Consider the following 21,848-nt stretch of genomic DNA (forward strand, 5'->3'; position numbering starts at 1 on the left):
CAATGATGTGCACTTTAGGTCAACAAAAGATTTCTTAACTTTTTATGAAGATTGCACTTTCACTGTCCCCTGCTTCAGGGATTTAACGAAAAAAAAAGCAGCCAAGGCATTTCCATCAGGTTCCGGCTGCAAAGTTAAAGCTATTTGAATTCCCGACGCATGCACACAAGGTCTTCCTCCTGCATTCCCAGCTGACGCAGAGTGACTTCCTTTTTGTTTGGACAGGCTAACGGCTGAATCATATAGGAGCAAAGCGTACAATATCCGGATGATTCGCTACGACGGATACATGCATACCCGCATTTGCGAATACAGTTCTCATCCACCCACAGTGCCAGCTGATCCAGCGCATTGGTCGCTATGAGATTGGCTTGTTCCTGCGGTATACCCGCATCGAGGAGATAGCGGAACAGGATATCCGCATAGGTCAGAATATATTCCATGAGAAAAAAGTTTTCCGCATTGTTTTTCTGCATACGCTTCGGCCACAGAGGAAGCTTGATATGATTTCTGATATAGCGTTCCTCCTCCACATGCTTGCGCGGATTTTTCAGGCATTCATGCGGACATTCGGCACATTTATATAAAAATTCCCCCATTGTTTTCAACAGCTGAAATTTAAATGTGGCAAAATCTACCGTCACTTTAAATTCCTGCTCGATTTTAGGAAACGCATCCGCACACATAGTCAGTGCAGCATCCACGGTTTCCGCTTCAAATACACCCAGCTTTGTGATTGGCTGCGGCAAAAACATCATCAGATCCCTGCTGTTCACATATTTCATTTTTCATCACCATGCCTTATGGTACACTATTTTCAGACAAAAAGAAATACAGTTGAAATATTTTCCCTTACTTTATCGTATACCGGATAGAAGGAGGCGAAGATCATGAAATCTATGTTCCTCATATTTTATATGCTTTTAAATTCCATGGGCGGCTATCTTTTTCAACAGACAGCAGTAGAGACTGCCTACCCGGATATCGCCAGAAGGTGCCCGGATCTTACATTGCATGATACCAATGATCTCGTAGACGGAAGTGGCTGGATATCCTTTTTAAAGGGACTGGATACTGTTTCTTTATCAACGATACGCATAAAGGATGCCAGGGATTCCACGCAGGATTTTCTGATAAGCTATGATGCATTAGGAAAAAGCTATACGCTGACAAGGCAGGATGACAGCGAACATGCCGTCACCTACAGCCATTTGATTCGCATGGACGGACAGCGCATAGCGGATATGCAGCTTGACGATATGTGCATCTGTTTTGCGAATAATCCAGCAGAATACTGGTACTGGTATCTTTGTGATGATGTAAATATAAAGCCGCAGGACATCTTTCGGGAGCCGAATACAACAAAAGCGCAGTTATTGTTTACCGTGAAAAAGACCTGAGAACAAGCAATCTGCATCGTATAGGCATCCTCATTCAGATACAAGCATGCCGTGTATAATAAAAAAGGATTCCGACCGTTAGGATTGGAATCCTTCAATATGTTATCATGGTGGAGCGTATCGGGATCGAACCGATGACCCCCTGCGTGCAAAGCAGGTGCTCTCCCAGCTGAGCTAACACCCCATGTATATTGAAATTCGATGGTGGGCCTGAATGGACTTGAACCAACGACCTCACCCTTATCAGGGGTGCGCTCTAACCACCTGAGCTACAGGCCCGTTTCCATCGAATGCTCATATATAATACCACTACTTTTTTCGTGTGTCAACAAGGTTTTTATCATTTTTTCGCAAGCTATTAAGAGATTTTATATGGTAAAGACACAAAGCTGATAATTTTACGAAGCCGCAAGTTCTTATACGACTTCACTATATGAATATCATTATGTATACTCTCGGTTATTGTTTTTTATGTCTGTATCACAAACTGCGTCTAAAGATCTGCGATAAAACATTAACAGCACAGGGTAGCCGGATCAATACGTAAAGTCTGAACACACTCATATTTCCTCTTTCTGAATTATCTCGATTTCTCAAACATGATAATTCAACGCACGTGAAGTGAAAAACTTACCTGTTACAGCACTGCTCGCATGGTATATTCGTATGCCGGCAACAGGAGCTTTTGCAATCGAAGCTCCATTCCCTTTATATAAAACTCTTTACGTATTTCACTGATGATTTCTATTCCGTTATCTGCATTGGGAATAGCATAAATGAAATCAGTTATCGCATCCATATGCCTCTGTATCTGTGGAACGACACGCTTTACTGCATTATGAATATCTTTATCTTCAAGCTTCAATAGCGCACCGAACTGCAGTACCTTCCCGTCGATATTATATCCGGTGACTGTGCTGATTGCACTGCTGAGAATCCTATCTTCATTCTTCAACATGTCGTTTATTTTCTCATCGGAAATCTTCGTGGAAAAAGAAGCACCGTTATCAAATACAGGCGCCAGCGCTAAACTGCCATCGGAATATCGCAGGATACCCCAGTTTCCGCTATTGCGATCATTATTATTTATCAGCCCGTCGATCATGACACAATCCCAGAACCTCTCTGACATTCCATCAATCATATACAATAGGGAATTATAGTTCAGATGTGCCTTTACCGCGTGAAGACTTGTACTGCCAACACTGTTGCTATCTGTTACTGTATCTTCCAGAATTGCCTCCAGTTCTTTATTGTAATAGTTTTTGATTTCTCTGAATTCCTGTAATCGAACATGTGAATCCGTAAAATCTTTACATGCAACAACCAGTTTGTTATCCTTTGTCCCTAATTTGGTTTCATGTACAGGATAGCCGAGAATCTGATAAATATGACTGCCTATATACTCAGATAACGGAGAGGTTGTATAAGAAATTTCCGTTTTTCTCATTCCCTTTGTAGATTTAGGAAATTTCAGAATCCAGTCCTCCCCCTGATAAATGATTCCAAGCTTACTGCCAGCCATCCCACCATAGGCTTTGTTATTTTCCTGACACTCGTTAAAATCAATCAAATACATGTGTTTATCCTCCACGATATCTTTGACATAGGATATCCCTCTGTTTGCTGGTCATTTCTTTATTGATAACAAATTCTTTTGTAATATTCTCAATGAATCCACATCTGTCAAAGTATGACCAGTCTTCCTTCCGATCCATTTCCTCCAGCTCATCCACCAGCTCCTGAATCATGGAAGGCAAGGCAAAATCAATTTTGACTGAATCGTTGATCCAGTGATAGCTTTTATCCATTTGATCACACCCTTTTACCAACTGTATTATAGCATGCATTGTTTTCACAACGCCATACGATCATTCAGAAACGCAAAAAGTCGGTTTGTATTCCTGTAATCAGTCAAACACTCATAAAAGATCCAACCATGTATCTTCCAGTTTATCCTAACAGAGAACTGACCTTTCTAACGTAAACCTGCGATACCGATATCACCTGCCTGACTGTCATTTTCGTACAACAAATCAAGCCTGGAAGGAAGCAAAAGCTGGTCATCACGCTTTGCTATGCTTCATATTATTTATTTCAATTAGTATTTTAAAATCTTTTTATGAGCTTTGGTCAACGCAGTGAACAGTATATGCCTGAAACACGAAATGTAAACACGGATAACACGAAAATCAGAATAAAACAAAAAACAGGTTATACATCTCTCAAAGCCTTTAATTAAAGTCTTTTTTAACCGTTCGGCGAAATGTAAATAACCTGATCATGTTATATGGTGGAGCGTATCGGGATCGAACCGATGACCCCCTGCGTGCAAGGCAGGTGCTCTCCCAGCTGAGCTAACACCCCATGTATATTGAAATTCGATGGTGGGCCTGAATGGACTTGAACCAACGACCTCACCCTTATCAGGGGTGCGCTCTAACCACCTGAGCTACAGGCCCATTTCCATCGAATGCCTGTAAATAATACCACAAGCAAAACATGATGTCAACATATTTTTAATTTTTTTATCACAAAAAGCCGTCAAGCCGGAGTGCTCTCTGTTTTCCACAAGCCACATCGGTGAGATCAAAGCCGGATTTGTGCTATGATATGGTACATAACAATGATTACAGGAGGAACCAGCATGGACTATACAGAAGCATTTGAGCAGATTGATATTTTCAGAATCCATTTAATCGAGGAAGAAAAAAGTACATTGACCGTACAAAAATACATCCGGGATATTACCAGACTCTTTGCCTACCTTTCTTCCGAAAAGACTCTGACGAAGCAGTGTATTATAAAGTATAAGGAGGAGCTGATGAAATCCTATACCTCAGTAAGCATCAACAGCATGCTTGTTGCAATTAACTGTTTTTTCACCTTTATCAATCAGCCCGGATATCGGGTAAAGCTATTGAAAATACAGAAAAGAACCTGTATTGAGAAAGAGAGAGAGCTGACTAAGAAAGACTATGCCAGACTTTTAAAAGCAGCGCAGGATACCCATAATGAGCGTATGTATCTGCTGCTTCAAACCATATGCGCGACCGGAATCCGTGTATCCGAGCATCGATTCATTACTGTGGAAGCTGTAAAAAGCAGAAAGGCAGCCGTGCAGAATAAAGGTAAGCTCCGCTATATATTCTTTCCATCCAGACTGCGTAAACAGCTGCTGGCATACTGTAAAAGAAAAAAGATAACATCCGGCAGTGTTTTCGTCACGAATTCCGGAAGACCGCTGGATCGCAGCAATATCTGGAAAGCGATGAAAAAGCTGTGTCTCCATGCCAATGTCAGCAGCAACAAGGTTTTTCCGCATAATCTGCGGCATTTGTTCGCCTTCACCTTCTACAGTATGGAAAAGGATGTGGTTCGACTGGCGGATATCCTCGGGCACTCCTCCATTGAGACCACCAGGGTGTATACGATGACCAGCTTTCAGGAATATGAGAAGACACTGTCCCGCATGAATCTGGTACGCCTCTGTTGAAAAATACCACATAATATCCATTATGTGGTAGCACTGCTGTTCTGCTTACAGGTATATTTTACCATATATTCTTACATAACTGAGGAAGATATCATCAGCTATTCATCTTTCTTTTCTTAAACAGAAAATTTGCCCAGCTAACCGTTTCCCTGCCTTTGATTGCAGTCCTGCCTCCTGCACACTAAAAATGTCCTGTACTACATAATGGATATTATGTGGTACAGGGCTTTTCTGTTCACGATGTGTAACTTGATTTTTGCACAGGAAAGGAAGCACATGAGAAAAACATTTTTTTATCTGACCAAAATTATCCTTTGTACAGGACTATTTCTGCTTGTGATACATTGCCTATTCATGCGGCAAACACAGGATCTTTGCTCAGCCATTACAGTTTTCATGGAACCGCAGGGCAGACAGGAGCGTTGTCTGCTGCAGATTGAAGTACGAGGCAGCGGTACTCTGTTCGACGGCAAAGTGCACCATCGAAACAGCAGTGAACGATATGCGCTCTTTAAAGGAAAGCGAAGAACCTTTCACCTTTATGCAGATCAGAAGAACTATGCCATACAAATCCGGTTGAATAACAAAGATATAACCGATAGCATTCACAACGGGAACATCCCTATCAGGAGCTCATCCAAGGTTCAGCAGCTCATTCTGTATGTTTCATAGGATAAGCATGCAGAGTTTTCTGTACAGGCTGTAATCAAGGCAAAGTCGGCTATAAACGCATCCTACAAGCACATACGGCGCTCCTTTGCCCTGTCCTGCAGATTACGGCTGCTATGAAGCAGTCATTCTATTCGCCATGCTGTACACCCGCCTATACAGCAGCTTTTAAATCACATTCTCATTCGGTTATCGGTATTCTCACGACAGGAAATTGAAATATTCCAGTATACTGTCATACAGCGTCTGCGCCACCTTTTGCTGATATTCATCGGTAATAAGCTTCGCACGATCCTCTGCATTCGATAGAAACCCGCACTCTACAAGAGAACCGATCTTCTGCGCATTATTCAGAATATAATAATCTCCCGGCTTGCTTGTCATCTTCGTCTGCGTCAGTGCGCGGAAATGCTTCTGCACAATGTCCGCAAATACCTTGGATACCTCATTCTTGGGAGCATAAAAGGCCTGGGCACCCTTTACACTTGTGTTAGGATAGGAATTCAAATGGATGCTGATGAACAAATCCGTCTTGTCCTGATTGATCAGCTCGATACGCTTTTTCATATCCTCGCGCTTGCGGTTGGAAGCACCTTCGCTTGCCAGATCATAGGCACCGTCACGGGTCATCGTCACATGGGCACCACCTTCCTCCAGCAGCTTCTTCAGCTTCTGTGCAATTTTCAGATTGATTTCCTGTTCCTTCGCTTCGTTGCTGCGGGCACCGTCATCCTTTCCCCCATGTCCGGGATCCAATACGATTTCCACACCATCCAGTGCATGGAAGGCACGTTTGGCCGAAACGGAGGTAATGTGCGACAGACAGAAGGATGCTGCCAGTATGGTGCACAGCAGTCCTGCACCCAGCAGGTATTTTTTTCTTTTCATCATCTTCACCTTTTCAAGTATATGTAATGTTAATCACAAAAATATCACTGTAGTGAAATATTTCTGTAATTCGCACCGGCACAGAAAGGCGATTGACCCGATACCACGGACATTTGCGGCATACGCTGTAAAGGAGGTGATACTATCACTACAGGATATGTCATGGTTGAAACCATGGAGGAAAGCGCACAGCCCATTCCCAATGCGCAGATCAGTGTTTTTCGCCGGGATGAGCGCGGATCTGTATTTATCAAGGAATACAGAACGAATGAATCCGGCAGAACACAGCGTATTGAATTGGATGCTCCGGATAGCTCGCATTCAACAGACATTCACTCACTGACTCGCCCGTATGGTCAGTATGATATTCACGTTGCCAAAGAAGGTTTTGATACAGAAATACGTAACGGTGTACAGATATTTGCAGAAACCGATTCAACGCTGACCGTTGTCATGCAAAATTCCGGAGTCCGGGGTGCGGTCAATTCCCTTGATATCGGTGAGCATCAGCTTCATGAGGGAGGAGGATGTCGCTCATGCTAGAAGAAATCATTCTTCCAACCACGATTACCGTGCATCTGGGAAGACCGACAGCCAGTGCACAAAATGTTACCATTGGCTTTGTCGATTATATCAAGAATGTCGCATCCAGTGAAATTTACCCGACTTGGCCGTATGAAGCTTTACGGGCAAATATCTGGTGTCAAATGTCCCTTGCCTTAAACCGTATTTATACAGAATGGTATCGAAGCAGAGGATATTCTTATGATATTACCAATTCCACAGCCTTTGATCAGGCATTTGTTCCTGGTCGTAATATCTATGATAGTATAGCTGCGGTTGTGGATGAGGTTATAGGAGATTATCTGAAAAAGCCGTTTTATCGGGAGCCGTACTATGCGGAATACTGCGATGGAAAAAGGGCGCAGTGTCCGGGGCTGAAGCAATGGGGAACGTTGGATTTGGCAAATCGCGGATACGATTCCTATGGCATCATCCGATATTATTACGGTGATCAGATGCAGTTTCTGGAAACGGATAACTGGCAGCCCTACACGCCATCCTATCCGGGCTATGCTCTGCGCCTTGGAAGCAGCGGTCAGCCGGTGTTTATCATTCAGGAGCTTTTGAACGGAATCGCTGTCAATTATCCCAACATTCCGCTGATCTATCCGCCGGATGCTATATTCGGACCACAGACAGAGAGTGCGGTAAGAGCCTTTCAGCGGCAGTTTGATCTTACCGTGGATGGGATTGTCGGGCAGTCCACCTGGTATCAGATTTCCCGAATCTATGTCGCAGTCCGCAAGCTGGCGGAGTTGGGAAGTCTTGGCAGACTGGAGGGGTATTTCACCGGCCTATGGACCGGAAGGGTGCTGCGTCAGGGGGATGTCGGCATCGAAGTGCAACAGCTGCAGTATTTCCTTTCCATTATTTCAGAAAGCTATCCATCCATTCCCTCTGTCACCATTGACAGCCGCTTCGGGCCTGGCTTAGATCGGTCTGTACGTGCCTTTCAGCGGGAATTCGGACTGGCAGTAGATGGACTCGTCGGACGTTATACATGGAATTCCATCTATGAAACCTATGCAGCAATCGTAGGTTGATAAAGCCATTCCCGTAAAAGGAATGGCTTTCCCGTAATTTGTATCATTAGATTGTTCCGGATACAGCATGCAGCCTTTAAATAAGTGCTGCATGAACAAAGCGAAAGATGAATATTTCGTATCATACCAGTATTTGCACACTGCTAAAAATCGCAGAACACAAACCTCCATGTCCGTACTGAGTGACCTGTATCGAAATTATGAAAAAGCTGAAGCAGAGGAGATGGAGCGATACATGGGTTGATTTTACATCTCATGTACGTGAAAGGTATTTACAGAATACTACACGTATGATTTTACCATGCCTCTTACGCAGATCAGGGTACGCATATAAAAAGCTGAAAAACCGGAAGTAGTAAATTCCTATGATCCGACTGCTTCCGCCTTGCTTTTACAGCCATGTCCATAATCGCTTCAGAATTCGCTTACACTTTAAGAGTCCTTTTGTTTAAGAAGTCTTTCCAGAAGAAAAGGAACAGCCCGTTGTCGGCTATCCCTATATATCGTTTTATGATTGCTTTAGAATTCTTTGTTTTTCATAACACGACAGCTGATGCGGTAGGATATCGCAAGCAGTACTACCGAGAATATCCCTGCAGCACATCCGATCTGCATCATATTCAGTGTACTCATAGATGCCAGAACAGCATCCAGATCTACCTGCAGTATTTCAAGAAGCTTTATGACTCCCATACTTCCCAGCACGGCAACACCAACGGTAAGCAGCAATGCCACTCTACCCCGTTCTCCACCGAATTTCAGCTGTACAGGAATCATGACAGCCGCAAACAGAAGAACGATGCAAATATATAGCAGATCAATCGGTAGCCAGTCCATGACGCTTATCTGCGGATTCCGAATAGTAATGAGAATTCCCGACAGTACAACCGAAAGCAGCCATGCACCGCCTCCCATAAGGATTGAGAATATATATTTCTCCTTCACATAGGACGTTCTGGAAAAAGGCATGGAAAACAGAAAGGCATAGCCGTTGTCATATTCGTCATAGCTGATCGTACTCAGCACAAACATAGAAGCGATCATTGTGAAATAGCTGACAACGAAGGTTGATTCAAATTCAGCAAACAACATGGCTGCCGCTATAAATATCATGATAAAGAAGAAATTCTTCTGATTTTTCATCAGCTTGAAGTCCTTAATCAATAAACCTTTCATATCTGTTCACCTCGTATCATCATCATAATCACATCATCAATGGACCCTTTTTCCACAGCAAGCTGCGGATAGTTTTCCATATAAAACTGTTTTTGGCTGGTCAGTACAGCATAGCCATAGGGTTCCTTGCGCCGGCGAAGCAAATAGCGCTTATCCAAATCCGCATACTGGCGTTCATCCATCTTCAGCAAAGCGTAATCACTCAGCAACACATCTGTATCCTCATGCATAACAATCTTTCCCTCATGAATCATATACAGATCATCACACAGTCCCTCCAAATCGGAAGAGATATGGGAGCTAACCAGCATACAGGCATCCTCATGCTGTTCCATATACTCCCGAAGCAAATCCAGCAGTTCATCCCTTGCGACCACATCCAGACCGGCTGTCGGTTCATCAAGAATAAGCACCTTCGCATGATGGGAAAGAGCAATCAATGCCTTCAGCTTGGCCTTCATTCCGGTTGAAAAATCCCGAATCTGTTTATCCATCGGCAACGCAAATCTCTGGCACTGTCGCAGAAATTCCGCTTTTTCAAATTTCGTGTACATATTGTCCATTACGGGAAGGATATCCTTGATATTCAGATATCCACTGAAGCCGGAATCAGATAATACGACACCCACATATTCTTTTTCCTCCGGTGTCAGCTCCTGTACAGGCTTTCCCAATACCTCAATTTCCCCGCCATCAATAGAAATCAATCCCAGAATGGCTTTAAAGGTTGTGCTTTTACCAGCACCATTTTGCCCGATCAGCGCACTGAGCTGTCCGCTTTTCAGCTCCAGCGAGCAGTGCAGAGAAAAGGCACCGTAGTTTTTCACAACATTTTGCAGTTTCAGCATATTCATTCCTCCAATAGCAGATGGAACAGTTCCAGCAGGTCGCTGTCCTCCATCCCGCAGCTTCTGCCTTTTTGAATGGCCTTGTCCAAATCGGCTTCGATTTCCTTCTTATGTTCCTCCATCACCAGGGCCCTGTTCAGTCCGGCTACATAGGTGCCCTTGCCATGAACAGTAACCGCAAATCCTTCAGCCTCCAGATTATCGTACGCTTTCTTGACTGTCAGAGCGGATATTTTCAGTTCCTTGGATAGAGAACGAACAGATGGCAGAATATCGCCTTCCTCCAGCTCCTCGCTCAGGATCATAGCCTTTATTTGCTCTACTACCTGTTCATAAATCGGAGTCATAGAAGAGTTGTTAATAATGATTTTCATAAGATACCTCCTCTGTTCACAAACAGTATATAACAGTGTATAACTGTTGTCAACTGTTATACACTGTTTATCATAAAAACTTTAAGTTAGGCTATCCTCACATTTTGATAATAGAAGCTATCTACACCGTAGATAAAACAGAGGATATAAGCTTGAGGTTCCACCTGCTTCAGATGGTCAGAGAAAACGGTAAAAAGATTGCAACAACAAATCAGCTGAAAAACGGGTGATTTGTTGTATTGCATGTTTTAAATCAGTGCATATGCCGGAAAAACTGAGGTATTTTACTCCGATATCTATAGGAATTGCTTTTATGGGGTGCATATCTCATAGACCCGCGATAACAGTAAGCCTCATTACCAGTACGATACCCTTTATGTATGTATCACTTCCAACCAACATTCCATCATCCGTGCTTCCATCTGATAATCCATGGCTCAGTGTATTCTACCGATCGTGTGCTTTTTTATCTTTTGTATGATTAGAAAAAGCAACACCATAAAAAAAGGGATCCGAGGGACACTATGATAGAGAAATGCTGCGTGCATGCCTGATATGTAGAAAAGACAGACCACATACAGTATACACCGCATATGGTCTGTCTTTGCATTTTCCTGAATCTTTAACCGGATATGTTGCAGCACAGAGGATACCACCTTTAGCAGTGAAACATAGACAATGCCGCGAACACAGTCTTAAGCTGTATGTCTGCCTTGTTTTTCCTGAGATGAATCTGCCTGTAGTCAGACAAGCTGTGCCGGGCGATTGCCTCTTATTTCCACCTCCGGATTCAGGCTTATGCATAAAGCCTTGCGAGAGCTTCATACACGTTTATCGCATCCAGAATGTGATATGGCTTTGTTGTAGCAGAACCAGCCGCATGAGCGCTGACAAACAACCACGTTTCCTCATGGATACGTGCCTGTGTGGCAAGACATAGACCGGCTTTCTTTGTATATCCGGTCTTCCCGCCCAAAATATCATCCTGTGACAACTCGTTTTGATCCATGGTCATCCGCATAGTGGAATAGATGGTCATTCCTTCCGGATGCATATTGCTGGGAGCCATAACGTAGTTGGTTGCATGAAAAGCCTCTGCAAATTTAGGAAGCTTTAATGCCTCGTCCAGTATCCATGCAATATCACGGACGCTGCTCACATGCCCGGCTTCATCAAGTCCTGTACAGTTTTGAAATCTGGTTTGCTTCAGCTTCAGTTTTTCAGCCTGCGCATTCATTTCGGCAACAAATGCGTCCTCACTGCCATACAGCGAAATGGCCAGGGTCATACATGCATCAGCGCCGCTTGGCAGTAATGCTCCATAAATCAAATCCTCATAGGTTACCTCCTCATCCGGTAAAAAACCGGCCATTGACGCCTGCTCCTTTTCCAGCTGCGGGAATATGGAGGCTGGAATACGTACGGTTTTCTGCAAATCATCAATATGCTGTAATGCCGTATATACTGTCATAAGCTTGGTTAAGGATGCCGGAGCAATCGCTTCTTCTTCCCTTTCCTTCAGCATCACCTTGTTATCCTTTTGCCGGATAAGGATATAATTCTTACTGTATAATTCGCTGCTTATCTTGATCGGCTGCTCTTCTGTGTTTCTGATTTGGAGATTCACCTTATCCTCCTTGGAAATCATCGGTCGTAAATAACAGACAAGACCTGTAAGCAGTACACCAGCCAGCAGCAGTTTTTTAAATCGTTTCATCGTATCAGCTCCTTCATGACTCTATTGAACCATGAATTGCACAGATAGTTGAAAACACAGACTTAGCACTTACTTAATTATCACTTAACTCCTTGCGTTGCTTGTTTGTTCACTTTGCATACGCCGAAAGGCTTCAAGAAAAGGCACATGCTGAAGTTGATTAGAATGAGGTCAAAAGCAAGTACTTCCATATAAAAAAATTACAAGCGCGGTAAACATAAACATCGCATCACCCACACACAGCGGACTCCTTTTTCAGTCTGAAATCCATGTTTTCCGTAAATTGAAACAGCATAATCAGCCAGCGAATTCTGTTTCGTTTATCAAATAGTCTTCGCCAATCTTATCCGCAGCAAAAACGCATTCACTGCATAACAGCTTTCTCGTCGAAGAAAAAAAACACCCGCAGGTGCTTTCATCATAAACCAAGAGCATTGGTTACAGTTTGTAGCCTTGTACATTCTCTGCCTCCAGATGCAGCACATCAATCATGCTGACTGCAGCTCTGTATCCGTTGCGGGCATGGGAAGCTTTATATAGAAAACTGTTTCCTCCATATTACTGTCCGCATAGATGCTGCCTCCGTGGGCCTCGACGATTTCCTTTGCGATTGCAAGACCAAGACCGGCTCCACCGGATGCTGTGGATCTGGCTTTATCCAGTCGGAAGAATTTTTCGAAAATCATCTCCAGCTTCTGTTCTGGAATTTCATCCCCCTGATTGTGGAATTCCAGCAGGATATGCTCTGCTTCCTGTTTGACTGCTACCCGTATCACGGTATTGGGATAGCTATAGGAAATAGCGTTTTTCAATACATTATTGAAAGCTCTGGCAAGCTTATCCGCATCACCGTAACAAACAGAGCCCTCTGCAATATCCAGCTTCAGCTCCTTATGCTGTGCAAGCAGAGTCGGATAGAACTGCTCCTTTAGCTGTTCCAGCAGAAAATCCAACGCAATCCTCCCTCTTGAAACAACGATATTATGAAGATTAAAGCGCGTTATATCAAAAAATTCATCAATCAGCTGTTCCAGTCGTTCCGCCTTATCAAGGGTGATACGGATGTAGGTATCCCGCTGTGCTTTTGGAACATCCGATACATCGTTCAATAGGTTCAGATACCCGATGACTGAAGCCAGCGGTGTCTTCATGTCATGGGCCAGATACGATATCAAATCATGCTTCTGACGTGTCTGCTTCTCCAGCATTGCCAGCTGCTTCTGCTCCTTTGCTCGAATCTGCAGCAGAAGTGCCTCTATATTACCAAAGCCCTCCGGAAGATAAAAATCGCGATCCTCCAAAAACTGATGCAGGGCCGTTTCCATCGCCTTTTCTATCTCAGCCCTGTGCTTCATAGCGACACGGCTGCTTTGTGTCCGCACGCAGACAATACAAATTACAACAACCAGTGCCGTCAGCAAAAAAAGCAGCTGCTTGATTCGATACCAGTTGGGAGAAAGATACTGATGCAGGATACCTGTCGTATCCGTATATTCTTCCATATAGAAAAACTGTTCGGACAAAAATTCCCGCAGCATACCGTTGCCCAGCAGATCCGCAGCGAGATAAACTCCAGCGACCACTGCGATTGCTGCAAGCAGTATCCATACAGTGCGTTTCATAGTGTTTCTCCCAGCTTATAGCCCACACCCCAGACATTTTGTATATAGCGCGGGTGTTCTCCGCGATCCTTCATCTTTTCACGGATATGCCGGATATGTACCATCAGGGTATTGTTGCTGGATGAGAGATATTCCTCCTGCCAGATTGCGGTGTACAACTCCCTTGCACTGACAACCTTTCCCTGACGCTCACACAGATACCATAAAAGACGAAATTCAATCGGTGTAAGATTCAGGTCTTTCTCATTCAACCTGCATATATGCTGTTCCTGATTCATGACAAGCCCCAGATAACTTAGCTCCTTTGCCTTCTGCTGAACATTATAGCGCTTGTATCTTCTAAGCTGCGCCTTGACGCGGGCAATCAGCTCCAGCGGCTGAAACGGCTTGGTCATATAATCATCAGCCCCGATCATCAATCCATTGATTTTATCAATATCCTGCTCCTTCGCTGTCAGCATGATAATGGGCCATGTGTAGTTCTGACGAATGGTCCTACAAATGCTAAAGCCATCCATATCCGGAAGCATGACATCCAATATGGCCAGATCGTAGGAACGTGTCCGTATATTCTGCAGAGCCTGTGTCCCTGTATAGCATACATTCACCTTATAATTTTCATTTTTTAAATAAATTTCCACAAGCCCGGCAATTTCCTTTTCATCATCCACTACCAGTATATTCATGTCCATTCCTCCTGTACTTCATCTGTCAATCATACTGCTTGCGTTATCCATGCATGATGCTTTCCGCAATCCTTCACACACATTATACCAGAGCCTGTGGAAAGACTTCCTTACATTTCACTTAATTCCAGGAAACAGTATATGCAAACCGTCAATATCATCCACAGAGGCTGAAATTTCACAATATCTTCCAGATTCTGCAGGTATTCTTCAAATAAAAGAGCACATGAAAAGCCGTATCCAGTACGGCCTTTACAGATGACCAAGGATACGGCTTTTTCATGTAGGATGCTGTATAATTGTCTTTCTCCATACCGCCTTTTTCTTGCAAAGCAATTATGAACGTTGTAATACTGTCAGTTACGGTTTTTATGAAAGAGCAATTGCTGGTTAATAGGATGCAGTATACGTAAAGGTAAAGTCATCTCCATCCTTAATTTTCAGACTGCTTGCAGCATCACAGCTTCCGGCAGCCTTGCAGGATTCGTTATTCTCGGATTCATACAGCCACCATGGCCCCTTATTAAAGTCCTTGGTTTCCACACCCTTCATAGCCATAATGGTTTTTCCATATTGACCGTCTTCCATTTTCACATCCAGATCCTTCGCCTTCTCCAGAAAGTCCGCAAGTGTTTCCACCTTTCCCTCTACACTTACATTTCCGTTAAACAGCTCCTTTTTGTTAACCTCGTCCTGAATCGTGATTTTCAGCGTTGTTTTTTCCGTGTTGTCACTTACAGGCTCCTTCTTTTCACTTTCCTTTGAAGAGCATCCGCCAACAAGCAGCATGGCAGATACCAATAAAATTTTACATAGCTTTCCCATTTTGCAATCTCCTTTCCATATGGTTTAAAACCGCTGCTATCGGTTTATAACAGATGGCACAAAGCGCCATGGACATAAAGCCCTGGATCAAAGAGGTCTTTAATCCCATAAGAACATATATCACTGTTATTTTTTCCGAAATCAGCATAAAGGGCAGCTGTACCAGCTGGCCTGTCAGAAATGACAGAAAGCCGCAGGTGAATACCAGTGCGAGGAAATGTCTGTTCAGGAATTTCCTGCTGCAGCCGATAAACAGACTGTACAGCGGATAAATCAGACAGTACATCATCGACCATGGGGCTACCCCCTGGGTACTCAGATTGAGTATGGTAAACACCACTGCTCCCAGAACAGCCTGCCTTGTCTGAAATGTCATCGCAAATACCACAATGGTAAATGTAATGCATTCCAGATATAGAATGAATGAAAATGATGTAAACACGACAGCTTCAATCGAAGCGATAACGGCTATGAAGCAAAGCTCTCTTGCCTTCATACATAGGACCTGCTAATAAATTCTCTTTCCCTTATACCGTCCTGTGCATTCTCATACAGGCACATCATGAAAAAGGTATTGGATAGCAGATTCATAAAATCAAACAGGATGGCTTCTACCGGCTTTCCCTCACACTGAATCTGATGCATGATGCGGATAACAGCCTTGACTTCTGCACGCAGCACATGCAGATGGCTGGCACCAATACAGCCGTCGGGCAGGACAAAACGATCCATCTCAATATGGTAACGGGCATAGAAGGTATTCAGCTTTTTCAGTTCAGCCTCCCCTATGGCACACGCTCCCCGGATGGATCCATTGGCGTGATAGATCATTTCCATCAGTTGAAGGAGGTCCTCCTGCGGAATATGACGGATGTGGCGTCTTGCCACGGATAGCATGGATGCCAGACGATCCGTTGCTATCTCATAATCGCACAGGTGACTTTTTTCCTTCAGAAAAGGATATGCACAATATTCAACACTCATTTTTTCACCCTCACTTTCTTAACGACAGCGGGCAGAAAACATATAAAAAAACTATATTCTCCACACCCAGCAGAAAACTCTGTTTGCATAACAGGCAAGTCTCCCGGCTTAATTTCATCCTACTCTTCACCTTCTCATACCAGATTGGTACAATGGTTTCTGAATTTCGTCCATATCACGGTTGCTGGGGCAGCTGAAGATGTTCGCTTCCATTCCTTGTTCGGTATTTTCATACACCTGTTATGCTTTTTTTCATTCATTCGCTCTTAATTATAAAGGCAACGCGTTCTTCTGTCTATAGTAAATACTGCTTTCCATCTTCCCATTGTTGTCATATCTGTCAGCTGCCTGAGGATTCGGCAGGTAAGAAAAAACATCCCTGTTTAAGAGATGCGATTTCATCTATTCCTCATCAGCGTAAATCCTGTAACTATGCATGCCCTTTTTGGAGTTATACATGGAGGTGTCGACCTTTTGAAACAGTTCCTGATAGGTACTGCCGTGCTCCGGAAAATAAGTGACACCAATGCTGAGCGTGATGCGCTGTGTAAAGGGAAACTGCCTTTGTTCATCCTCCCAGTGCTCACGAAATTGTGCGAGAATGTGTTCCAGCATGCAGTTATCCAAATGTCGGGGGCAGTAAACAAGAAATTCATCCCCGCCAATCCTTGACACGATATCCTTTGAAAAGGTTTTTTGCAAAGCCTGTGCAAGCGTAATTAGAATCCGGTCTCCCACAGGATGACCATATGTGTCATTATAAAATTTAAAGTGGTCAACATCCATCATTAGAATTGTTCCCTGCTTACCGTTACGCAGTTGTTCTTCAATCTGTTTTTCACAGTAATAGCGATTTGTAAGCTTCGTTAAATAATCATGATGGGAGTAATATAGGACTGCCTTGTTGCTTTCCTGCAATTCTCTTGTTTTCTGTGCGATTTTCTCGCGCAGCTGCTCATTGCTCTGTTCAATCAGGCGCTTAGGAAAAAATTCATCGCTGCACTGGTTGATATCCGGTACAGACTGATGTACATGGAGAAGCTCCCAGCCGGACGGCGTATACTGCAAAATAATCGTAAAACGAAAGTGCAGCTCATAATTGATTCGATCTCTTGCATCCTCATTCACATCGAGTTCTCCGTATACCATATATACATTGTCACTTAACTGTCTGGCCTGGTATGCTTCCTGCTCGATGACAAAGGTACCGTTCCACTGTTTTTCTTCTCTCTCCAGTAATACAGCAAATTCCTGTAACGAGTGTGAAACCTCGTGCTTACCGGTTCCTATCACACTGATTTGCGGACTGAAATATCCGCCGGGTATCTCATAGGAGCGTTCCTCCAGATACTGGTGCCAGAGATGATGGCAGAACTGCTTTGCATCCGCTGTATTATTCATAATATCATCCTTCTTTATTTGGTTATCTTTATTATACACATTTTCCCTATATCCGTCTCCATATTACAAAGGTAAACTTTTATAAAATAATGGAATCCTTATCACCACAGGGTCAACCGTATTCGAGAATGTCCATATATAGCATCAGGAAAGGTAAAAGGACGGATGAAGCCAAATCTTTGCCCCCTTTATTTTCGTGTGATACCTGAAAGCACTCAGGGAACCTGCAGACTATTCAGCGCTTACGGATGTCCCTTGGGAACAAGCAGGTATGACAGCATCATACTGATCATCACTTATTTGAAAAACAAATACTGCCCATTCAGAATAAATTACAGCAAAAGGCAAGGTTTTTTTCAATTCATTATATCAGTATACCGTCACAATGATCCAGCTCGTGCTGAATAATCTGTGCACAAAAGCCCTCATAGGTTTTAATTTTCTTTTTCCCACAGCAATCCATGTAGGATACCTTGATTTTCTCATATCGTAAGGTTTTCTTCTGTGTACTATGGCAGAGACATCCTTCCTCGGCAGTATAGCGCTTATCTCCGGTTTTTATTATCACAGGATTCAGCATTGATACATAGCTTCCGCCATCCTGAAATACGATGATACGTTTCAGAACACCTATCATATTTGCTGCCATCCCGACACAATGATCCGCATGTGCCTGCAATGTATCCTGCAGATCCTGAACCGTCTGCAGATCATCCAGCGTAGCAGCCTCACAACGACGGCTGAGCAAAAATGTATCCTTCACAATTTCCTTGATCATATAGTTTCCTCCGATTTCATTTCAGTTTTTCATCCGTATGTATTATCGCAGAAACAGCACACATTGGCAAATGCATCACAGGTAAATGCAACAAAAAATAGCTGCATCTTTCAACATTTGCATAGGAAAGTGAATAGGTCTTGTTTCCTGGTAGAAAAAACACTAAGATAGAGTGTAGATACAAGGGAGGCGGCAGTATGCAGAATATGCAGCATTATTATGATTTTTCCGGACAGAAATTCGGATATCCTCTGAGCTTGAGCATTAACAGTTTTAAGCGACAGGTTTTCTCCAGACAATCGAGTCTGGAAATTTCGTATGTATTAAAGGGTGCCTACGAAGCAGTTACAGAGCATTTTACTGCAGGTATTAAGGAACATGAACTGGTGATTGTTGCGCCAAACGATATTCACATGATCCGACAGATGGATAATGATAAAAGCGTTATCCTTACTTTGCATATTGATTTTTCCCGATTCTCTGCAGGCATGTGCGGAAACATAGAGGAAGCCTTTGAATCCATGATCTGTACACGATCGAAAAATTACCGGCTGCTGTGCAGGCTGCGAAACAAAATAGGAGAACTGGTCCGGATGCTGCTACGGGGAGAAAGCAGTATGTTTCAGATGAACGCCATCATGATGGAGCTTGTCTACATTGCCAGCAATCATCGGCAGTATCCGGTAGAGCGGCTTCCTCTGCAATCTGTCCATCATGAAAACTATATGAAGGCGATTCAATACATTGACTGCCATTTTTCAAGTGAACTGCATTTGGAGGATGTCGCTAAAACACTGTCCTTCAGTGTTTCCTACACATCAAAGCTGTTTAAAAAATATACCGGTATCTCCTTTGTCAAATATCTCGCATATGTCAGAATCCGGACTTCTTTGGAGGCCTTGCTGGAGGGTAAGGATTCCATAGAGCAGATCGCGGCTGACTGCGGAATGCCGAATTCCAAATCCTATACTGCCGCATTCCGTGAATTATACGGCATTGTACCAAGTGACTATCGCAAGAAATTCACACAAAACATTAAAATGAATGAAAATCATAAAGAACAGAGTATGAGCTTTGATATTGAACAAAAAGAACTACTGGAGCATCTTATAGCAGATACACAGGAGGTTTTATATGAAAATGACGGTATAAAAATCACGCAGCAGGAAGGTCATATCCAATGCCGAATTCAGCATGAGCTGATTACAAAAACAACAATAACACAGACAGATGAGGAGCTTGTAATGGAGTTTATTCGCAAATAGCTTTCCAGCAGCCTCCTTTTTTTGTCTTTTTCTAACTCATCAAATGTAAAAACACAACAAAATATGCCGGATATCATCAATGCATGGCAGCGATTACTATTCTGATTCGTGATAAAATATCAGTAAAGGAGATGTTAAAATGAACACCTATCATCATTTATTTTCACCAATTAAAGTAGGGCATACAACCATCAAAAATCGTGTGTTTATGCCTCCGATTTCTACAAATCTGGCAGATAAGGGCTATATTACGGATGAGCTTATACAGCATTATGAGGCCAGAGCCAAGGGAGGTGTCGGCCTGATTGTTACCGAGGTGACAACTGTGGAGCCTACCTACATCTATCTGCCCGGGGATATGTCGATTCACGATGATTCCTTTATCCCCGGGTGGAAGAAGCTTACAGATGCAGTGCATCAGTATGGTGCCAAGATCCTTCCACAGCTGTTTCACCCTGCCTATATGGCATTCCCTATTCCAGGCACACCACGTCTGATTGCCCCTTCCAATGTGGGACCTTCCTATGCAAAAGAAGCTCCCCGTCCGGTTACAATTGAAGAGCTGAAGGTTATCATACGCCAATTTGGAGAAGCAGCCCTTCGTGTTAAGCAGGCAGGGGGTGACGGTGTGGAAATTCACGCTGCACATGCTCATGGTCTTCTTGGCGGTTTTCTGACACCGCTTTACAACAAACGCTGTGATGAATATGGGGGAGATATCAATGGAAGATTGAAGCTTACACTGGAGGTTGTTGAAGAAGTTCGGAGTGTATGCGGCCCTGATTTCATCATCGATGTGAGAATCTCGGGAGATGAATATAGTGATGGCGGATTGAACCTCGATGATATGATTTATGTTTCCAAGCAGCTGGAGACACATGGGGCAGATATGCTGCATGTATCCGGCGGTACTACCATTAAGCGCGGCAGTGCAATTCCTGCGGCAGGGACAAAGCCTGGAGCGCATGCTCATCTGTCTCAGGAAATAAAAAAACACGTAAATATTCCAGTCGCAACAGTAGGTCGGATTACAGAACCCTGGATTGCGGATGAGCTCATAGCCAATGGAAAAGCAGATATATGCATGATCGGTCGTGCCAACCTGTGTGATCCTGATTTTGCCAATAAAGCAAAATGCGGAAAGGACGATGATATCCGTCCGTGCATTGGCTGTCTGCGCTGTTTAAATGGAATTATGTTTGGCAAACGGGTAGCCTGTACGGTAAATCCATCCTTTGAGCTGGAAAATGAAGACACGCTTAAGCCTGCCGAGGTTAAGAAAAAAATTCTGGTCATTGGCGGAGGGCCTGCTGGTATGGAGGCAGCTTTTGTGGCGAAAAGAAAAGGTCATCATGTCATTCTGTGTGAACAAAGTGATGCGCTGGGAGGATTGATGAAGCTGGCAGCAGTACCTATTGCCAAGCAGGATCTCAGCAGAGTTATTAAATATATGGCACGCCGCCTTATGCAGGCAGGTGTCGAAGTACGCCTGAATTGCAAAGTTGAGAAAGCAATGCTGCAAGGAGAATTTGCTGATTATGAGGTGATTGCCTCCAATGGTGCCGTTCCATCAATTATAAAAGCCTTTACCGGGTTCAAGCAGTGGGCTACCGCCGATGATATTCTGGCAGGAAACGCATTCCCCGGTAAAAACATTGTCATCCTGGGAGGCGGCTCTGTAGGATGTGAAACCGCTGATTATCTTGCTCCCCTAGTTTATGACCGCTATCCAAGAGATCGGGTGATAACTGTTTTGGAAATGACGAAAGATATCATGGCAGCTGAGTCCGGTCCCGGCCGCAGTCTGCTCGTACAGCGTATGCTGAAAAAGCATGTAAATCTGATTTGTGAAGCCACGGTGGAAAAGGTTGAAAAGGATAAAATTTATTATACAAAAAACGGTAGGACGGAATGCATAGATGATGTTGATACACTGATTTTTGCAGTTGGCTACCATAGTGATCCAACCTTGAAGCTTCTGTTAGAGGAATGCGGTATGACCTATCACATGATTGGAGATGCAAATCATACAGGGACCATCAAGGATGCTATTCATGATGGCTATGAAACAGCACGCAGCATCTGACATCAAGGAATATCAGTAGCCTGAAT

Annotated in this window: 22 protein-coding genes, 4 tRNA genes and 1 riboswitch; of the genes, 7 read left to right on the forward strand and 19 right to left on the reverse strand. The window is 43.6% G+C overall.

Going from position 1 to position 21,848, the window contains the following annotated elements; translation table 11 throughout:
• Positions 1-140 precede the first annotated feature (140 nt).
• The gene (locus G4D54_18705; protein QJA05239.1) at positions 141-758 is read right to left on the reverse strand and encodes a hypothetical protein; all 618 of its coding nucleotides are present in this window, start codon (positions 756-758) and stop codon (positions 141-143) included.
• A 132-nt stretch (positions 759-890) separates the two neighbouring features.
• Between G4D54_18705 and G4D54_18710 the strand changes: the two genes are divergently transcribed.
• A complete protein-coding gene (locus G4D54_18710) occupies positions 891-1,400 on the forward strand; it encodes a hypothetical protein (protein ID QJA04309.1) in 510 nt (169 codons plus the stop codon).
• Positions 1,401-1,508: 108 nt separating this feature from the next.
• Here G4D54_18710 and G4D54_18715 read toward each other — a convergent pair.
• The 6 genes from G4D54_18715 to G4D54_18740 all read right to left on the reverse strand — a co-directional run bounded on the left by G4D54_18715 (position 1,509) and on the right by G4D54_18740 (position 3,862).
• A tRNA-Ala gene (locus tag G4D54_18715) sits at positions 1,509-1,584 on the reverse strand.
• 18 nt (positions 1,585-1,602) lie between these two features.
• Positions 1,603-1,679: transfer RNA gene (locus G4D54_18720), tRNA-Ile, on the reverse strand.
• 358 nt (positions 1,680-2,037) lie between these two features.
• Complete coding sequence (locus G4D54_18725) at positions 2,038-2,979, reverse strand: CtkA family protein (protein ID QJA04310.1); 942 nt, start codon at positions 2,977-2,979, stop codon at positions 2,038-2,040.
• Positions 2,980-2,983: 4 nt separating this feature from the next.
• Complete coding sequence (locus G4D54_18730; protein QJA04311.1) at positions 2,984-3,211, reverse strand: hypothetical protein; 228 nt, start codon at positions 3,209-3,211, stop codon at positions 2,984-2,986.
• Between the two features lie 480 nt (positions 3,212-3,691).
• Positions 3,692-3,767, reverse strand: a tRNA-Ala gene (locus tag G4D54_18735).
• Positions 3,768-3,785: 18 nt separating this feature from the next.
• Positions 3,786-3,862, reverse strand: a tRNA-Ile gene (locus G4D54_18740).
• Positions 3,863-4,047: 185 nt separating this feature from the next.
• Between G4D54_18740 and G4D54_18745 the strand changes: the two genes are divergently transcribed.
• Positions 4,048-4,896 (forward strand): tyrosine-type recombinase/integrase, encoded by an 849-nt coding sequence (locus G4D54_18745; GenBank protein QJA04312.1) that lies wholly within the window; start codon positions 4,048-4,050, stop codon positions 4,894-4,896.
• A gap of 276 nt (positions 4,897-5,172) precedes the next feature.
• Positions 5,173-5,568 (forward strand): hypothetical protein, encoded by a 396-nt coding sequence (locus tag G4D54_18750; GenBank protein QJA04313.1) that lies wholly within the window; start codon positions 5,173-5,175, stop codon positions 5,566-5,568.
• Positions 5,569-5,766: 198 nt separating this feature from the next.
• Here G4D54_18750 and G4D54_18755 read toward each other — a convergent pair whose 3' ends face one another.
• Positions 5,767-6,456, reverse strand: a complete 690-nt coding sequence (locus G4D54_18755; protein ID QJA04314.1) for an N-acetylmuramoyl-L-alanine amidase — start codon at positions 6,454-6,456, stop codon at positions 5,767-5,769.
• Positions 6,457-6,615: 159 nt separating this feature from the next.
• On the opposite strand from G4D54_18755, the gene G4D54_18760 reads away from it, so the two are divergent.
• Together G4D54_18760 and G4D54_18765 are read left to right on the forward strand one after the other, a co-directional pair.
• Complete coding sequence (locus G4D54_18760; GenBank protein QJA04315.1) at positions 6,616-6,996, forward strand: carboxypeptidase regulatory-like domain-containing protein; 381 nt, start codon at positions 6,616-6,618, stop codon at positions 6,994-6,996.
• Positions 6,990-8,060, forward strand: a complete 1,071-nt coding sequence (locus G4D54_18765; GenBank protein ID QJA04316.1) for a spore cortex-lytic protein — start codon at positions 6,990-6,992, stop codon at positions 8,058-8,060. Before G4D54_18760 ends, G4D54_18765 begins: the two co-directional genes overlap by 7 nt.
• A 519-nt stretch (positions 8,061-8,579) precedes the next feature.
• Here the strand turns inward: G4D54_18765 and G4D54_18770 are convergent.
• The 11 genes from G4D54_18770 to G4D54_18820 form a co-directional block, all read right to left on the reverse strand.
• A complete protein-coding gene (locus G4D54_18770; protein ID QJA04317.1) occupies positions 8,580-9,236 on the reverse strand; it encodes an ABC-2 transporter permease in 657 nt (218 codons plus the stop codon).
• Positions 9,233-10,084: an ABC transporter ATP-binding protein gene (locus G4D54_18775; protein QJA04318.1), complete on the reverse strand. Its 852-nt coding sequence runs from the start codon at positions 10,082-10,084 to the stop codon at positions 9,233-9,235. The genes G4D54_18770 and G4D54_18775 overlap by 4 nt, the downstream gene beginning before the upstream one ends.
• A 2-nt stretch (positions 10,085-10,086) precedes the next feature.
• A complete protein-coding gene (locus G4D54_18780; GenBank protein QJA04319.1) occupies positions 10,087-10,458 on the reverse strand; it encodes a GntR family transcriptional regulator in 372 nt (123 codons plus the stop codon).
• A gap of 796 nt (positions 10,459-11,254) precedes the next feature.
• Positions 11,255-12,175 (reverse strand): D-alanyl-D-alanine carboxypeptidase, encoded by a 921-nt coding sequence (locus G4D54_18785; protein ID QJA04320.1) that lies wholly within the window; start codon positions 12,173-12,175, stop codon positions 11,255-11,257.
• A 488-nt stretch (positions 12,176-12,663) separates the two neighbouring features.
• Entirely contained in the window at positions 12,664-13,797 is a 1,134-nt protein-coding gene (locus G4D54_18790; GenBank protein QJA04321.1) for a HAMP domain-containing histidine kinase, read from the reverse strand.
• A complete protein-coding gene (gene vanR / locus G4D54_18795) occupies positions 13,794-14,489 on the reverse strand; it encodes a VanR-ABDEGLN family response regulator transcription factor (protein ID QJA04322.1) in 696 nt (231 codons plus the stop codon). The genes G4D54_18790 and vanR overlap by 4 nt, the downstream gene beginning before the upstream one ends.
• A 384-nt stretch (positions 14,490-14,873) precedes the next feature.
• Positions 14,874-15,308 carry a DUF4430 domain-containing protein gene (locus G4D54_18800; GenBank protein QJA04323.1) on the reverse strand — a complete coding sequence of 145 codons (435 nt, stop codon included), beginning with the start codon at positions 15,306-15,308 and terminating at the stop codon, positions 14,874-14,876.
• Entirely contained in the window at positions 15,292-15,804 is a 513-nt protein-coding gene (locus tag G4D54_18805; GenBank protein QJA04324.1) for a cytochrome B, read from the reverse strand. The genes G4D54_18800 and G4D54_18805 overlap by 17 nt, the downstream gene beginning before the upstream one ends.
• Positions 15,801-16,292, reverse strand: coding sequence for an ATP:cob(I)alamin adenosyltransferase (locus G4D54_18810; protein QJA04325.1), 492 nt, complete (start codon positions 16,290-16,292; stop codon positions 15,801-15,803). The genes G4D54_18805 and G4D54_18810 overlap by 4 nt, the downstream gene beginning before the upstream one ends.
• A 75-nt stretch (positions 16,293-16,367) precedes the next feature.
• A riboswitch (cobalamin riboswitch) is annotated at positions 16,368-16,548 on the reverse strand.
• Positions 16,549-16,694: 146 nt separating this feature from the next.
• Positions 16,695-17,693 carry a diguanylate cyclase gene (locus G4D54_18815; GenBank protein QJA04326.1) on the reverse strand — a complete coding sequence of 333 codons (999 nt, stop codon included), beginning with the start codon at positions 17,691-17,693 and terminating at the stop codon, positions 16,695-16,697.
• Positions 17,694-18,057: 364 nt separating this feature from the next.
• The gene (locus tag G4D54_18820; protein QJA04327.1) at positions 18,058-18,471 is read right to left on the reverse strand and encodes a peptide deformylase; all 414 of its coding nucleotides are present in this window, start codon (positions 18,469-18,471) and stop codon (positions 18,058-18,060) included.
• Between the two features lie 197 nt (positions 18,472-18,668).
• Between G4D54_18820 and G4D54_18825 the strand changes: the two genes are divergently transcribed.
• Together G4D54_18825 and G4D54_18830 are read left to right on the forward strand one after the other, a co-directional pair.
• On the forward strand, positions 18,669-19,736 hold the full coding sequence (locus G4D54_18825) for a helix-turn-helix transcriptional regulator (protein QJA04328.1): 1,068 nt from the start codon (positions 18,669-18,671) through the stop codon (positions 19,734-19,736).
• A 139-nt stretch (positions 19,737-19,875) separates the two neighbouring features.
• Positions 19,876-21,822 carry an FAD-dependent oxidoreductase gene (locus G4D54_18830; protein ID QJA04329.1) on the forward strand — a complete coding sequence of 649 codons (1,947 nt, stop codon included), beginning with the start codon at positions 19,876-19,878 and terminating at the stop codon, positions 21,820-21,822.
• The last annotated feature ends 26 nt before the right edge of the window (positions 21,823-21,848 follow it).

This window comes from [Clostridium] innocuum, from assembly GCA_012317185.1.
GTDB classification, from domain to species: domain Bacteria; phylum Bacillota_I; class Bacilli_A; order Erysipelotrichales; family Erysipelotrichaceae; genus Clostridium_AQ; species Clostridium_AQ innocuum.